This window comes from Deltaproteobacteria bacterium, assembly GCA_016208165.1.
Classification (GTDB): Bacteria; Desulfobacterota; Desulfarculia; order JACQYL01; family JACQYL01; genus JACQYL01.
This window is the reverse complement of sequence record JACQYL010000084.1, coordinates 24,614-39,192: the sequence shown is the minus strand read 5'-3', so window position 1 is coordinate 39,192 and position 14,579 is coordinate 24,614. Positions and strand designations below refer to the sequence as shown.

At 55.3% G+C, this 14,579-nt stretch carries 12 protein-coding genes; 9 read left to right on the top strand and 3 right to left on the bottom strand.

Going from position 1 to position 14,579, the window contains the following annotated elements:
* Positions 1–465: 465 nt before the first annotated feature.
* Positions 466–984 carry a pantetheine-phosphate adenylyltransferase gene (gene coaD, locus HY788_16660; protein ID MBI4775777.1) on the bottom strand — a complete coding sequence of 173 codons (519 nt, stop codon included), beginning with the start codon at positions 982–984 and terminating at the stop codon, positions 466–468.
* A 643-nt stretch (positions 985–1,627) separates the two neighbouring features.
* On the opposite strand from coaD, the gene HY788_16655 reads away from it, so the two are divergent.
* Complete coding sequence (locus HY788_16655; GenBank protein ID MBI4775776.1) at positions 1,628–3,631, top strand: molybdopterin-dependent oxidoreductase; 2,004 nt, start codon at positions 1,628–1,630, stop codon at positions 3,629–3,631.
* A gap of 11 nt (positions 3,632–3,642) precedes the next feature.
* Here HY788_16655 and HY788_16650 read toward each other — a convergent pair whose 3' ends face one another.
* On the bottom strand, positions 3,643–4,308 hold the full coding sequence (locus HY788_16650) for a nitroreductase (GenBank protein MBI4775775.1): 666 nt from the start codon (positions 4,306–4,308) through the stop codon (positions 3,643–3,645).
* A gap of 528 nt (positions 4,309–4,836) precedes the next feature.
* Here HY788_16650 and HY788_16645 point away from each other — a divergent pair.
* Together HY788_16645 and HY788_16640 are read left to right on the top strand one after the other, a co-directional pair.
* The gene (locus HY788_16645) at positions 4,837–7,701 is read left to right on the top strand and encodes a tetratricopeptide repeat protein (protein ID MBI4775774.1); all 2,865 of its coding nucleotides are present in this window, start codon (positions 4,837–4,839) and stop codon (positions 7,699–7,701) included.
* A gap of 29 nt (positions 7,702–7,730) precedes the next feature.
* Complete coding sequence (locus tag HY788_16640) at positions 7,731–8,150, top strand: hypothetical protein (GenBank protein ID MBI4775773.1); 420 nt, start codon at positions 7,731–7,733, stop codon at positions 8,148–8,150.
* 16 nt (positions 8,151–8,166) lie between these two features.
* Here the strand turns inward: HY788_16640 and HY788_16635 are convergent, their stop codons facing one another.
* Positions 8,167–9,045, bottom strand: coding sequence for an oxaloacetate decarboxylase (locus HY788_16635; GenBank protein MBI4775772.1), 879 nt, complete (start codon positions 9,043–9,045; stop codon positions 8,167–8,169).
* 241 nt (positions 9,046–9,286) lie between these two features.
* Here HY788_16635 and HY788_16630 point away from each other — a divergent pair, with 241 nt between their 5' ends.
* The 6 genes from HY788_16630 to HY788_16605 all read left to right on the top strand — a co-directional run bounded on the left by HY788_16630 (position 9,287) and on the right by HY788_16605 (position 14,370).
* Positions 9,287–9,937, top strand: a complete 651-nt coding sequence (locus tag HY788_16630; GenBank protein MBI4775771.1) for an HAD family hydrolase — start codon at positions 9,287–9,289, stop codon at positions 9,935–9,937.
* 476 nt (positions 9,938–10,413) lie between these two features.
* The gene (locus tag HY788_16625; protein MBI4775770.1) at positions 10,414–10,644 is read left to right on the top strand and encodes a 4Fe-4S binding protein; all 231 of its coding nucleotides are present in this window, start codon (positions 10,414–10,416) and stop codon (positions 10,642–10,644) included.
* An 11-nt stretch (positions 10,645–10,655) separates the two neighbouring features.
* Entirely contained in the window at positions 10,656–12,107 is a 1,452-nt protein-coding gene (locus HY788_16620) for a hypothetical protein (protein MBI4775769.1), read from the top strand.
* A 22-nt stretch (positions 12,108–12,129) separates the two neighbouring features.
* Complete coding sequence (locus tag HY788_16615) at positions 12,130–12,315, top strand: hypothetical protein (GenBank protein ID MBI4775768.1); 186 nt, start codon at positions 12,130–12,132, stop codon at positions 12,313–12,315.
* Positions 12,316–12,389: 74 nt separating this feature from the next.
* Positions 12,390–12,836 (top strand): hypothetical protein, encoded by a 447-nt coding sequence (locus HY788_16610; GenBank protein MBI4775767.1) that lies wholly within the window; start codon positions 12,390–12,392, stop codon positions 12,834–12,836.
* A gap of 46 nt (positions 12,837–12,882) precedes the next feature.
* Positions 12,883–14,370, top strand: coding sequence for a CoA-binding protein (locus HY788_16605; protein ID MBI4775766.1), 1,488 nt, complete (start codon positions 12,883–12,885; stop codon positions 14,368–14,370).
* Positions 14,371–14,579 lie beyond the last annotated feature (209 nt).

Genomic DNA, 14,579 nt, shown 5'->3' with positions numbered 1-14,579 from the left:
CTTATCTACGCCACGTACTCAAAGGCAGAAGGTTGGGTACAGTCTCACAAGCCTCCCCACCCGGGTAGCTAATCCGGATGGTTTAAATATAATATACAAGGTTGGGTTAGCGAGCGCAGCGAGCGTAACCCAACGGATGCCCCATGTTGTTGGGTTTCGCTATGCTCAACCCAACCCCTTGAATCGACAGAGTGCATGCTTCCACGACAGGGGTGGGGCCTCTTGTTGCTGCGCAACGCGGACAACGAGTTGTCCGCGCTACCCCGCCCAAGATACCGCCATCCGACACAATTAGAGGCGGATTCCAAAAGGTCTTTCCTGGTACCTCGTGAGTGGATGCGACTTTCCTTCTGCATCGGACCGTTGCGTCAAGAGGGTCGTTGAACGGTGCAGCGCCGGTCGAAGTCGGTTCCGGCGCCGCCGTCAGGGGAGGGGGGCACTCTCTATATGGGTTCACGTGAGGCGCTACTGGTGATGAAGTTTTTTGGCGTCCTTATACTGTACGATCTTTTCCTTGAGTTTCTGGTGAACATAGGCAGGAATCAGGCCGGAAACATCTCCTCCAAGCAACGCTGCGTCCTTGATCATGGAAGAGCTGATATAGAACCATTTGTAGTCCGTCATCAAGAAAATCGACTGGATCTCCCGGCTCAACCTTCGGTTCATAAGCGCCAACTGGAACTCGTATTCGAAGTCGGACGCGCCTCGAATGCCTCTCAATATGGCCTTCGAGTTCTTATTCTTGGCGTATTCAACGGTCAAACCTTCGAAAGCGTCCACCTCGACCCGGTTCAGGCTTTCAACGGACTTCCTGATCATTTCAAGCCGCTCCTCGAGTGTGAAAAGCGGTGTTTTGTCCGGATTGACCGCGACGGCCACAATGACCTTATCGAACAACGTCAAGGCTCGTTTTACGAGGGACAGGTGTCCATTTGTAAATAGGTCGAATGTGCCGGGATACACTGCAATTCGTTCTTCTGGCATCTTGATCCTCTCGAAGGAGACTCAGCATCGAGTCTATGATTCAGTTATTTTGGATCGGCGTGCGCTTTGCCGCTCATTTGCCGGTGTTCATTGCGCCACGCCCGATCCTTCCGGTTCGGACAATTCGGGAAAAGGTGAACTTTCCCGCCGCACGGTCAAAGAATCCGGAGAAAAAAACCGTTTCCCGGGATGTAGCTTGTTTCTGTCCCGTGTCCACATAGCACGACAAAAAGCAGATCCGGTTCCACATGACTCAGAACTTAGGTTAATACAGGATTTGTGTTTAATAAGGAGGCTTTCTTTATCCCAAAACTTCGGGATTGTCAATGTGCGGATTGGACTATCTTTAACCGGAAACTTTCGGGCGAATCAGCTGGAAGACGGTTGCGGAGGAATCTCGTTTCCTCGAACACGTGTTGTCTGACGCGTGGGGTGGAAACGCCTACACCGTCCACGGGGAAGTTTCGTGACAGTTGAGGCGGGCCTGAAATCGGAGCTATCGAGAGTTCGTGGATTGCCCGAGGCCGGCGTCGGGAACGGCGGGTTGTACACGAAAGGGTATTGGACAAAGGGTATACGCCGGGTGTAATTATAATGTAATACGCTCTGAATTGAAAGGCTTGCCGATGCTCGAGGACTCATCATGGTAGACTCCGTTCACGCTAATGCAAAGATCCGGGAGGACGATGAGATGGAGAAACAGGTACCCACTACTTGCACACGCGACTGTCCGTGTACATGCAGTATTCTGGTCCAGGTCAAAGACGGGGAGATCGTGTCCCAGAAGGCCGACCCACGCAACCCGTATACCCGAAAATTTCTTTGCGCAAAAGGGAACGCCTATGTGAAGCGGTATGCGAGTCCCGATCGACTTCAAACGCCCTTAGTGCGTAAGGGAGACGATTTCGAGCGTATCTCCTGGGATGAGGCCCTCGATCTTGCGGCGGACAAGTTGAGATCGACGCGAGAGGAAAGCGGGCCGCTTTCAACACTGTGGGCCCAATACTCCGGTTCGCTCTCTCTGCTCAACCTCGTTATGCCCCGGGTGTTCTGGATTCAGCTTGGAGGGAGCACCGTCACCGCCGGGGGCATTTCCATCGATGCGCTCCAGGCGGCTCAGATAAACGATTTTGGGGCGTGTCTACTGCACGCGCCCGAGGACATGCTCCATTCGAAGAACATCGTGTTCTGGGGAAGAAATCCCTCGGTCACCAATGTGCATCTCATTCCATACATCAAAGAGGCCCAAAAAAACGGCGCCAAGCTGACCGTCGTCGATCCCCGTTATACTGAAACAGCCATGATCGCGGATCGGCATATTGCACTGCGGCCCGGCGGAGACGGGTATCTTGCCATAGCCGTGGCGCGGGAGATTCGCCGGCGACAAGACGAGGCACCGGATTTTGCACGTGAACGGGGCCATGACTGGGAAGGGTATTCGGCGCTTCTCGATCGTTATAAAGACGAAGACCTGCTGGATAAAGCCGACGTGACCAAAGAAGCGGTTTCGCATCTGGCTTCCGCTTACTGGGATGACGGTCCCTGCTCGACGTATATGGGTTTGGGGCTCAGCTGGTGGAAACAGGGAGGCGCTCATTCGCGACTGGTCCATGCGCTGGCGTTCATGAGCGGTAACATTGGGGTCCGGGGAGGCGGGGCGAACCTCTACAATATGGAGTTTCCATTTGGAACGGAAATATTCCGCGAGGAGATGAACAAGGCCAAAGAAAGAGGCGTTCAACTCGTGAAACCCCGGAGAATTCTACTTCCCCGACTGGCCGACGAAATTGCAAAATGCGAGGCCCCGCCCATCCGGGTGGCGTGGATTGCCATGTTCAATCCCGTGGCCACAGCGCCGGACTCGAACCATTTGAGGAAGGTCCTTCGTGAGCGCGATTTCGTAATCGTGACGGAGCAGTTCATGACCGCGACGGCCGAGTGCGCGGACCTGATTTTGCCTGTGACTACCTACCTGGAAGAGGACGATGTGATCCACAGCCATGGACATCTTTGCGTGGGACCGGTGACCGCGGCCGTGCCGCCCAGGGGCGAGACCAGAAGCAACTTCTGGATTTTGCAGAAACTTGCTGAAAAGATGGGGTTTGGAGACGCATTGGCAGGTTCACCCTGGGACTGGATTTCTCGCTGTTGGGGTCCCCTGGCCGATCAGGGCGTCTCCATGGAAGAGGTGAAAAAAGGCCCGGTCAAAAGGACGCAACCGGTCGTTCCGTATGAGAATGGAATCTTCCGCACTTCCGACGGCAAGTTCCACTTCATCACGGAATACGAAGGAAGACCGGAGCGGAAGCACGGCCTTACGCTTCTAATGGTCAAGAAGCCATCGTTTCTCAACTCGCAGTTGCTCGAGGAGGACGCGGAGACGATTCCCACGGTGAGTCTTCACCCGTCCGTCATGTCGGATCTCGGTTTGAACGATGGAGATCGCATCTGGGTGCAAAGCAGCCTGGACCGGATCGAGGCTGTAGCCAACACCTCCGAGAAGACCCGGTCCGATGTGGTTGAACTCGGGCCCTCCATGTGGAAAAACGATCGCGGCGGCGTCAATCGTTTACGGGAAGCCGTGATCAGTGACCTGGGGCCGACGGCGGCGGTAAACGAAACCCTGGTCAAAATCAGCAAACGCTGAGACGCCGGTTCCTATTCGACCCACATGGTAAAATCTTCGATCGGTACGCGTTGCCGCTCGAAATTGTTTATGGGGGCGGACTCGTCGGGATAACCCATCGCTATCCCCATCACCAGGCGCTTGTTTTGCGGGATGGGCAGCAACGAGCGGAAGACGTCCGGATATCGAATGACGGTCGAGAGAACCAACGTACCCAGGCCCTTACTTCTGGCCACGAGACACACCCCGTGCATGTAGATTCCGATGTCCATCATGCCGTAAGGCACGTTGAGCTGGTCGTCCAACAGAAACAGGACCATGGCGGGGGCGCCGAACAGACTGAACATGTCGGAATAATACTGTTGTCTGGCTTCGCGGTCTTCCCGCTGGATGCAGAGAGCGTCGAGACAGCACGCGCCTATCTGTACCACCCGGTCATGCCACTTTTTGGGAAACTTGTCAGGTGTGGCCACGTCGGGGTTGTGGGGCGCCTGGGCGGCCACTTTTTCGCGCTGAGCCTGCCTGAATTTTTCCAGTGCTTCTCCCTGGACCACCATCACTTCCCACGGTTGGGTGTTGGCCCACGAGGGGCACCAGCGAGCTTCCGACAGGATCTCTTCGATGAGCATGCGGGGCACCGGATCCGGCTTGTATTTGCGAATGCTGCGTCTGCCTTTGAATACGTCCACGAACTTCATAACGTCTCCTTCCTGTCTAAAGAACCGGTTTACTCGTCTCGACGTGGTTGTTTATCCGGCGTTTTTGTAGATCTTTGGTTCTCGGTATTTCGTGATCTGCAAAAGCCGGATCGTCGGACTCGCTATGTACAAGAATTTCTTGTTTGCCGTTCTTCGAGCGAGTTGGAAAGGCCTTTACGCACATCGGACGAGTCATGTTCCGCGCTGAAACGGCGAGATTATATCCGGGGTCCAAAAGCAACACAAGTGAAAAGGTCTTCAGCCATTGGAGGCCCCTTTGCCGGCGGGCCTCGGTTCGACGAATTCCCTTTCCAGTGCCCTGTTTAATCTCTTGACATGCCCCGAGCATCTTTCCTATAGTCCCCAGCTTGTAGGTCTATGATCCTATTGAATTGTTGCGTCGGTAGACCTTCCCTCTCCTCGAAGAATACGCCGTCCAACAGTGGGCATTTCATTCCCGTTGGAAACTCTCGCTGTTTTTTAGAGAAACCAAACGCAGACCATTTTTGAGGTGAATTCATGCGGAATATGGGCAACCAAAATTGGGAATCGGAGCAAAAAATCCTGTCTGACTTTTTCAAATCGGACACGGAAAAAATCTACCTGGTCCTCGGTCGGGAGACGGCCGGTCTTTACCGTATGGCGAGCGAGAGCCTGGCCGTGGCGAAACGGGACAAGAACAACCTGGTGTTTCTCTACGAGATATGGGAGGGGGAGCATTCCAAACATTTTCTCTACCGGTGGCTGCGAGAAACGGTGTTTGGACAGGCGTTTCAGGGATTCGGTTCATGGAACGACGTTTTGGACGCCGATCCCAAGTTGGCGGATCGGTTCCGGCTGTTGGTCGAACAGGACATTCGGCCTCTCGAGATCCGATTTCTGGAAGCCGTCCGATTTGTGTCGCAGATGTTGAAGCCCGAACAGCGCATGATTCTGGGGGTGTCGCCTCGGACGGATCTGCGGGACAAAGCGCTCGTCGATTTCTTCAGGGAACTGCTGCGCCTGATACCTCCACGAGTGAAACTGCTCATTTTTCAAGGAGAACAGGACGTGCTGGCGACAAAGTCCGATTTCTCCCCCTCGAACCGGCTCACCCTCGAAGCACCCGTGGCGGCAGAAGACGCCGGCATAAGAGACCGTATCGACACTTGTTCCCAGGCCAAGGATATCCAAGGGACGATGTTTCGGACACTGATTCACCTGGCTCATCCGGCGGGACTCGATTTGGTCTCTAAAATAACCGGGGAAAGCGCGGACCGGCTGCTCGAAGCAGCGACATCCGAGGGGCTCGAGGAGCTACTGGAGCAGCTTCCGGAGAACCGGTTCCGTCCGGCCTATCCCCGCGCCTGTGCTTCGGTGGAAACCGGCGGGCCGGACGCATCGAACGTGGACACCCTGGCGGTCGAGTTTTTCGAGGAGCACTGGTCGGCCGGGGCCGAGCCGTATCCGGAAGCTCTGTACCATTCCATGGCGTTGTTCAGGATCGGCGATCCGGAATTCATAGCGCTAAAAGCGCTGGAATCCTGCGACATAAAGACCGGTTTGGGGTGGAGCGAGATCTCCGACGAGGAGATGGGTCGCGCCCTGAGACTTCTGGGCGAAGGAAACGATGCCCTTAAGGCCCGATTGTGCTTGAAGATGGGCGAGATCCGGGAATCCCGGAATCGTTTTCCCGAGGCGATGGAGATTTTGGAAACGGCCATCAAGATACTCGCGGACCTCAATAATCCTTCCGATCTCCAGATGGCTTACGAGCTGAAAGGCAGAGCCGCTTTTTCCATTCGAGACATCGATTCCGCCAAATCGGCGCTCGAGGAATCCGTCCGGCTTGCGCGGGAAATAGGTAAGGAGAGCTTGATAGCGGACGTGCTCAGTCAGTTGGCGTACGTGCACTATTCCGTAAGGGACCTCGAAGAAGCCGGGAAGTACTATCGTGAATCACGAGACCTGTACGAAATCATGTCCAAGACCCATGAGAGGGAGGGACGAATAGGCCAGGCCGCCCAGTGGGCCAATCTGGGTCATGTATTGTATGCTCAGGGCGATTTCAGCCGGGCGGAGGAAAGCCACCGAAAGGCGCTCGAGATCTTCGAATCCATCGGAAACAGGGACGCGCAGGCCAGGGAGTGGGGCTATCTCGGACACACGTTTTTTGCCGCCAAGGATTTCGATGAAGCCATCGAGGCCTACGAACGGGCCGGAAAAATCGAAGAAGAGATGGGCGAACCCCTGAAGGCGGCGCAACGCTATGCAAGTATCGGGCACACCCTCTACGCTCAGCGAAAGCCCAAACGAGCGATCCGTTCTTTTCAAAAGGCGCTGGAAAAATACCGTGAACTTCACGATGCGGAGGGGGAAGCCGCCCAGCTTTCGAATCTAGGGCTCGTGAAGGGCGATCAGAGCGAATCCGACGAGGCCGTGTCGTTGTTTGAACAGTCCGCAGGCATCTACAGAGAACTGGGCGACGCTGTTAATGAAGTGAACCAGATCATTCGCATCGGCCATGTGCGACGTTCACAAAAGCAGTACCAGGAGGCGGAGAAACAGTACAAGGAAGCGGTGAACCGGTTTCATTCGTTGGGATATTTCATGGGGGAGGCCAATACCGAACTGCAGCTGGGCCAGCTTTATACGGACAAGAAGGAATGGGGCAAAGCGATCGGGTGTTTCAAACGAGCAAGGACCAGTTATAAGAAGATGGGACATCTGGAACAGGAGGCGCTTTCGCTGGCGATGTTGGGGAACGCGGAGCGCAACCGGGGCCAGGTCGACGAAGCGTTGAATTCACTAGATGGCGCATTGAAGCTGTACAAGAAATCGGAGAACTCCCTTGGAATCGCGAATGTAGTCTCCCAGACAGGGCTGCTGTACTTCGAGCTGAAAAAGTTTGATGAGGCCGAAAAGCTGTATCGGGAAGCCTTGAAAGACTTCGAAAAAAAGGAAGATCTGGAAGGAACGGCCAACCTGCTGTCCAATCTGGGTACGTTGTATTATGAAACCGATCAGACGGACAAGGCCTTCGAGGAGTACCAGAAGGCGCTCACCGTGCTCCGCAATATGAACCATCCTCTGGGCATAGCGGGAGTCCTGCAGAATTTGAGTTACATTTATGAAAAGCAGCAGAAGTTCAGTGAGGCAACCGCCAGTTTGAAGGAGGCGCGGGAAATATACGAACATCTCCAAATGGCCAAAGAGATGGAGACGGTCGAGCAGCGGATGGTTACGCTGGAAGAGCAGGCAGGAAAGGCCCTGGACGGATTGCGAAAGGAATTGTTTCCAGGATTGCACGGGTCAGACGCCGGATCTCAAGCCGGCGACAGCAAGGTGGGTCGAAATGATCCCTGCCCCTGCGGCAGCGGGAAAAAGTACAAGAAATGCTGTGGCGCTAGCTGAGAAAGGTCGTTGCCATCAAGGAGGGTATCGTGAAAGAGGACAGCGTAAAGCAAATCTTGAAGCAGGTGGTGAATATCACCGACGAGGATTGGGAAACATTCAAGGTCGGCAGTCCTGGAGTGTACAAGTTTTGGACCCGAATTGGGGACGTGGCGAACAAACAGATTGTGGCTGAAGTGGTCGAATCCAAGTATTGCGCCGCCGGGCTTAAAGTGGGCCAGCAAATCGTCATCCGAGGCGGCGCGCTGGTACCCGACAAATCGACGGCTCCCCTTTGCATGAGAGCCCTAGGCCCGTTGACCGGGTTCGTAAATACCATACTGGAAATGGTCGTGGCCGGAGAAGATCCCAACGATCGGGTGTTCATGACCGCAGAGTGCCTCGATCCCGGCTTGGAGGCCGGGGGACTGGGAAAAGTGAAATTCAAAGTGAGGGTGGAACCCGTCTAACGGGCTCTATCCGGCATCATTTTCCGGCCGGCGCTTTAAGCTTGAGTACTTCGTCCCAGATCCGATCGAGTCCCATGGCTCCCTCGAAATCGTGGAGTTCCATTTTTTCGATGGGAACTTGAGCGGTCCCTCGGTTTTCGAGGATGGAAGGATAGAGCGTATCGAGCAGTTTCGCGTAGCCCAGAGTGGACGTAAACGGAAACGTGACGATCTTGTACCCCATGCTCTCGAGTTCCGTAGCGTTCAACACCGGCACTAGAGGGTGGTCGAACATGTCGAACAACAAAGGGGCTTCGCGGACCCGCCGGCCGACGATTTCCACTTCCTTGCGGCTCCCCAGCAGTTCGACGTAGACCATGTCCGCACCGGCCTCGGCAAAGGCTCGAGCGCGTTCGATGGCGTGGTCCAAGCCTAAAATCGGCCTGCAGTCCGTACGGGCGATAATCACGAAGTCGGGGTTTTCCTTGGCGGCTACCGCAGCCCGGATCTTGGTGACGGCCGTATCGAGGTCCGTAACCTGGAATCCCTCCATTGCCGCGCAGCGCTTAGGCTCGACCTGGTCTTCGATGTGGATGCCTGCTACGCCGGCCTTCTCGAACTCCCGAACCGTGCGTTGAACGTTCAACGGCCCGCCGTATCCCGTATCGGCATCACAGATGAGCGGAATGTCAATGGCGGAAGCGATTCGGCGAGCATGAGAAACCATTTCCGTCATGGTCAGTTCCCCGACGTCGGGGCGCCCGAGAAGGGAACAGGCCACACCGTAACCGGTCATGTATGCCAAATCAAAACCGGCCCGCTGAATGAAAAAGGCGCCCAATGCATCGTGACAGCCGGGGGCCATCGTAATCGAGTCCTGCGCCAATAACGTTCGCAGCCGTTCGGTGGGTCTCATTCTTTCTCCCTCGCTTAAACCGGCGCCGCCGGTGGACAGGCGTTTCTGTGATGGCTTACTCGGGTGCGTCACGTGTCGGCGGGTTCCCTTCCAAGCATCACGGGGTTACCATGGACCGGAGGATATGCGTCCCCCGACCAGACCGATTCATAGACCATTGGAATAGAGACATCAAGGAAATATCATGTGAGTTCAGAAGCCCGGCCAGGCGTTACCTGCCGGCATATCAGGAGAATGAGGGATGAATTTCAAAGCCGTGATCTTCGACCTGGACGGAACGTTGCTGGATACCATTGAAGATTTGGCGGATTCCATGAACGCTGTTCTCAACGGGATGGGCGCGGGTCGGCACGATGTGGAAGCGTACAAATATATGGTGGGAGACGGTGTGGAGAATCTCTGCCGGAGAGCGTTACCGGAAAATCTGCGAGACGAGCAAACCGTCGGACGCAGCGTGGAAGCCATGAGAACGGAATATGGGAAACGTTGGATGGCGAAGACAAAGCCTTACGACGGCATACCCGATCTTTTGGATTCCTTGTCCCACAGCGGCCTTAAGATGGCCGTTTTATCCAACAAGGTGGACGAGTTTACCCGAAAATGCGTCGTTCAGCTCTTGTCCCGATGGCGTTTTGACGCGATACTTGGCGCGCGTCCGGATGCGCCCAAAAAACCGGACCCCTCGGGCGCGTTCGAACTCGCTGAACGGTTGAGCGTTTCGCCCGGGGAGGTATTGTACGTGGGCGATACGGGAACGGACATGCGGACCGCTGTTTCCGCCGGCATGTATGCCGTGGGGGCGTTATGGGGGTTCCGAACGGCGGAAGAATTGCTCCGTGAGGGTGCGCGTATGATTCTCAGGACTCCATTCGATCTCCTGCCGTGGATTTGAGCTTAAGGTCGAAAAAACGGATTTCCAAGTTCGACGGTATCTTCCTCCCCGATCATCGGCGTGGTGTTGATTCGCGAGGATAAACGTGAAGGATGCTTCCGTCCGCCTGTTCAGAAAGATCAAGGAGATGCGTCGGAGCCGTTTCAAGGAAGGAACCTTCCGCTCGGTTGTATGCCTCGCGTTCCACAACCTTCCCACTAAAGAGACGTTTTCGCCGGTATGAACCTTGCCGTTTCCGATAATCAAAATTGAAGAAGGCGATCGTTCGTGTTACTTTGAGCGTGTTCTTCCGCAACCGCGAATACCGCACAGGGGATCACGATGTCTAGTTCCGGAACCTGGATCAAAACACATTGCGGCCGTCCGGATCATGGTGGATGCGGACGGTACTGTCTGGTGAAGGACAATCGAATCCCCGGGACGATACAAAGGCGCTTCGTAGAGTGCTTCGATACTATAACCAAAGGATGGCTACCATGAAGCAGACCAAAGTCGCTCACCCGGAAAATTGTTCCGGCTGCCTTCTTTGCCAGCTTGTCTGTTCGTTTTTTCAGTCGCCGGAAAAGAAATTTCAACCTTCTAAATCGTTCATCCGGCCCTATCGAATCGACAGGACGAACCGGTTCAACGTGGAAATCCTGTCCGACTGCGTCCATTGCGGGGCGTGCGTCTCGTACTGTGAATACGGAGTGCTGGAGAGAGCTTGAAGGGAGTGAATATGAAGATTCGGGGCGGCTATACAGGCAAGATCCTGAGAATTGATTTGACCCGGAAGACATCGGAAATACAGCCTTTGTCCCCGGATTTGATCCGCGACTTCCGGGGAGGGGCCGGGATCGACGCGGCCCTGGCGTACAAGGAACTGGAGCGGTTCGGAGATCCTTATTCTCCCGAAAACAAAATGATTTTCGGCCTTGGGCCTCTTATCGGTACGATGGCTCCCGGCGCTGGAAAGGGAAATCTCACGACCCGATCCCCTCATCGTAAATTCATTGGAATTTCAGGGCACGGCCTGTTCGGGATGCTGAAATTCGCGGGGTTTGATCATCTCGTGATCAGCGGTCGCGCGGACACTCCGACGATACTGAAAATCGAGGACGACCGGATTTCTTTTCTAGAAGCGGACGCGCTCTGGGGACAGGATGTGTTCGACACCACGGATCGGGTTTGGGATCGCCTGGGCGAACGGTTTCACGTTACCTGTATCGGCCCTGCCGGAGAGAATCTGGTTCGAGATTCATCCATGGTCACGAATAAATACGCGACCTTCGCGCGAACCGGCGTCGGAGCCGTAATGGGATCCAAGAATCTGAAGGCCCTGGCGATCTACGGTTCGGGAGGCGTTACCGTAGCGGACCGGAACCGTTTTCTGAAAGCTGTAAAGAAGGTATTCCAGGTGCTTCGGGCGGACCCGAATCTGCTGAATTGGCGCAAGTACGGAACCCTCATCAGTCTGGAAACTTTCAGCCGCCTGGGCTTGTACGCCGGCAAGAACTATCAATCCGCCTTTCACGAGGATCTCCTCGACCGCTTTCCCCTGGAAGCGTTCGTGGATGAGTGCAAGGAAGGAGACGTGGCCTGTCAGGCCTGCCCAGTGGGATGCAAGCACCATCTGAATTTCGGCGGCGTCGGGGAACCCCGGACGCGGATGGCCGTGTCCTGCATGAACTCGGTGATGCAGGGCTTTGGGACCTTCTGCCTGGTGAACGGATGGAAGGAGGTGATCCGTTGCGCCGAGACCGCGGCTCGCATGGGCCTGGATTTCATGAGTGTGGGGAATCTCGTTTCGTTCGTTCTCGAGTTGTATGATCGGGGTCTTATTACGGATAAGGAAACGGGGGGGAAATCGCTCCATTGGGGCGACGGCGAAGCGATCCGGGATTTGATTCGAAAGATCGCCCTGCGGGAGGGGTTGGGCGAAGTGCTGGCGGATGGACTGGAAGAGGCCGCCAAGACATTGGGTCCGGAAACAGAGCCCTATGCCATGCATACCAAAGGCCTGGGCGTGCTGTACGATCCGCGTGTTGGGGATCTGCATGTTTCCTCCATACCAGCGGTTGTCGCTGGACCTCTGGGCGGAAGTCTACTCTGCCGCCACGGGGCTGGAGACCACCAGGGAAGACCTTATTTCAGCGGCGGAAAACATGTGGCACGTGCGGCGCGCCTATAATCTTCGAGAAGGGGCTTCTTGTTTGGATGACACATGCCCCGACCGTTTTTTCAAGGAACCGGTATCCGTCGGATCGAGGCAATTGGAGCCTTTGGACGAGCCTCATTTTCGCGAACTGGTGCGCGCCTATTACGACGAGCGGGGATGGGATCCGGAAACAGGCGCCCCCCCTTCAGCGAAACTGGCCGGGATCGGCATGTCGGATTAGCCCAGAGCTGCCTGCGTTTATTAAACGGTATTCATTTTCTTTCCAACTGCTAAAAAATGCCATAAGTAAACGGAATGCGCCGAGAGAATACCCATCCGGACGAGGCTGTTTACCGGGAACGCAGAAAAATAGCCATGGCCATATACCACAGGATCGTCGCTGTGGACGATTTCCTGCCCTACACGTGCGCCGGTTCGTCCGCAGTGCTTCAAGGAACCATGCGGCACTTCAGTCACCGTATCGTTCGAACGTGCGTTACGCCCGTCGAGAGGGGTCCGCGCGGAGCCCAAGTGCATGTTGTGGCGTATGATGAACGCTATGTGTATGATATGACTTATACCCAGTTTCGCAGACTGCGAAGTTTCAGAAGTCCTATCATTGACCGAAAATCATTTGAGACACGGTTCTTGCTTTTGCCTACTTTGTTTGATCCACTTATGTGCGAACCTGATTTCTATTTGAACTACATCCATCGTTTGGATACTTTCGACCTACGTGAGGATTCCGTGGATGGGGCCTGAGCCTTTCCTGATGGATTTGCGGGGACGAAGCGGAGAAGAGAAGTCTATGGGAAATACCGGCAGGAGTCCATTGTACCATATCATGAACCCGGAGAGCGTAGCGATATTCGGGGCTTCGAACAGTATGCTGACCATGGGTACCTCGCTGCTTATCAACATGATGGAACTCGGCTACAAGGGAGAGATCTTTCCCATTCATCGGGAACTGGAGGAAGTGCAAGGCCTGAAAGCGTATCGGAGTCTGGATGAGATAGCTCGGGTCCCCGATACGGCTCTTATTGTGGTTCCGGCCCGCGTCGTCCCGAAAGTCCTCATGGATTGTGGGAAAAAAGGCATACCCAGCGCCATCATCGTTTCCGGCGGTTTCAGGGAACTGGGTCAAGAGGGAATGGCTCTCGAGAAGGAGATTTCGGAAATTGCCAAGAAATACGGCATACGCTTCATAGGACCCAATTGTATCGGTGTCGTTCATCCCTACCATCGATGGAACACCACCATTTTTCATTACACGGCGTCTATGGACGGCTTTATCGGGATGGTGTCTCAAAGCGGCAGCTTCATTACCCAGATGTTCTATCATTTGAAGAAGTTCGGCCTTGGATTCAGCCAGGGGCTGAGTATCGGCAATCAGGCGGACCTCGATATGGCGGACTGCGTCGAATATCTGGGAGAATGTAAACGCACCAAGGTGATCGGGCTGTACATCGAGGGGCTCACCCGGCCGGACAAGTTGATGCGCGTGGCGCGAGAGGTGTCCAGGAAGAAGCCCATCATAGCCGTGTACGTGGGAGGTACGGAAAGTGGAAGCCGGGCCGGGCGGTCCCACACCGGGGCCTTGTCGGCATCGGACGCGATCTATGACGGAGCGTTCCGGCAGTGCGGCATCGTGCGCGCATCTTCCATTGAAGAGTTGTTTGATTTCTGTTGGGCCCTGGGGACTCAGCCGCTGATGACGGGGAATCGGACGGTGGTCCTCACCCATTCCGGGGGGCCGGGCGCCGCTGCGGCCGACGCTGCGGAAAGATCGGGCCTGCACTTGCCGCCCCTGTCCGAAAAGACTCGAGCGAAGCTCCGGGAGGCGGTGCCACAGACCGGTTCCTTGAATAATCCCATCGATCTGACGTTTACAAGAAACTTCGAGGACTTGTATCAGGAGATACCCCGTATTCTTTTCGAGGATCCGGATTTTGACGGCGTGTTGATGTATTTTCTGATGTCCATGGAGAATCTCGGGCGTCTGGTGGGCAAGGCCGATTCTCCATTCTTCCAGACGATGGAGGCGTTTCGGGAATACATGCTGGGGCTCTGTCGTCGCTTTGTCGATCTGGTTCGGTCCCGGAACAAACCCCTGATCGGTTCTTCCTTTTTGATGAGAGACGAGCCGTTCATTCGGGAGCTCGAGGATCTCGGCATACCCATAATTCCAAGCCCGGAAAGATCGGCCAGGGCCATGGGGGCGCTGTACCGTTATTCCAGAATGCGCGAGGCCCTGGAGCAGGAAGCATCCGAGCGGAGGGGGACGGCGAGGGCATAAGAAGCCGCGGTACGCCGGGCTTGCGCGCTCGGCAGGCGTAACCGGATCGTTGCCGCTCAGACCGCTTGGTTTCATAGGCAGTTGACCATTGATCCGACGGGCGCTGTTGATATATCCTCGAACGAGGACCGTGTCGGCTGGTTCGGAGGTTCATTCCCCAACGAGACGCGCCGGTTTTTTTAAAATGGAGCCGGGAACAGAAGGTCCCC

Coding starts and splice junctions, on each gene's coding strand:
- coaD (MBI4775777.1), bottom strand. CDS start 984: ATGCCAGAAGAACGAATTGCAGTGTATCCCGGCACATTCGACCTATTT.
- HY788_16655 (MBI4775776.1), top strand. CDS start 1,628: ATGGTAGACTCCGTTCACGCTAATGCAAAGATCCGGGAGGACGATGAG.
- HY788_16650 (MBI4775775.1), bottom strand. CDS start 4,308: ATGAAGTTCGTGGACGTATTCAAAGGCAGACGCAGCATTCGCAAATAC.
- HY788_16645 (MBI4775774.1), top strand. CDS start 4,837: ATGGGCAACCAAAATTGGGAATCGGAGCAAAAAATCCTGTCTGACTTT.
- HY788_16635 (MBI4775772.1), bottom strand. CDS start 9,045: ATGAGACCCACCGAACGGCTGCGAACGTTATTGGCGCAGGACTCGATT.
- HY788_16630 (MBI4775771.1), top strand. CDS start 9,287: ATGAATTTCAAAGCCGTGATCTTCGACCTGGACGGAACGTTGCTGGAT.
- HY788_16625 (MBI4775770.1), top strand. CDS start 10,414: ATGAAGCAGACCAAAGTCGCTCACCCGGAAAATTGTTCCGGCTGCCTT.
- HY788_16620 (MBI4775769.1), top strand. CDS start 10,656: ATGAAGATTCGGGGCGGCTATACAGGCAAGATCCTGAGAATTGATTTG.
- HY788_16610 (MBI4775767.1), top strand. CDS start 12,390: ATGCGCCGAGAGAATACCCATCCGGACGAGGCTGTTTACCGGGAACGC.
- HY788_16605 (MBI4775766.1), top strand. CDS start 12,883: ATGGGAAATACCGGCAGGAGTCCATTGTACCATATCATGAACCCGGAG.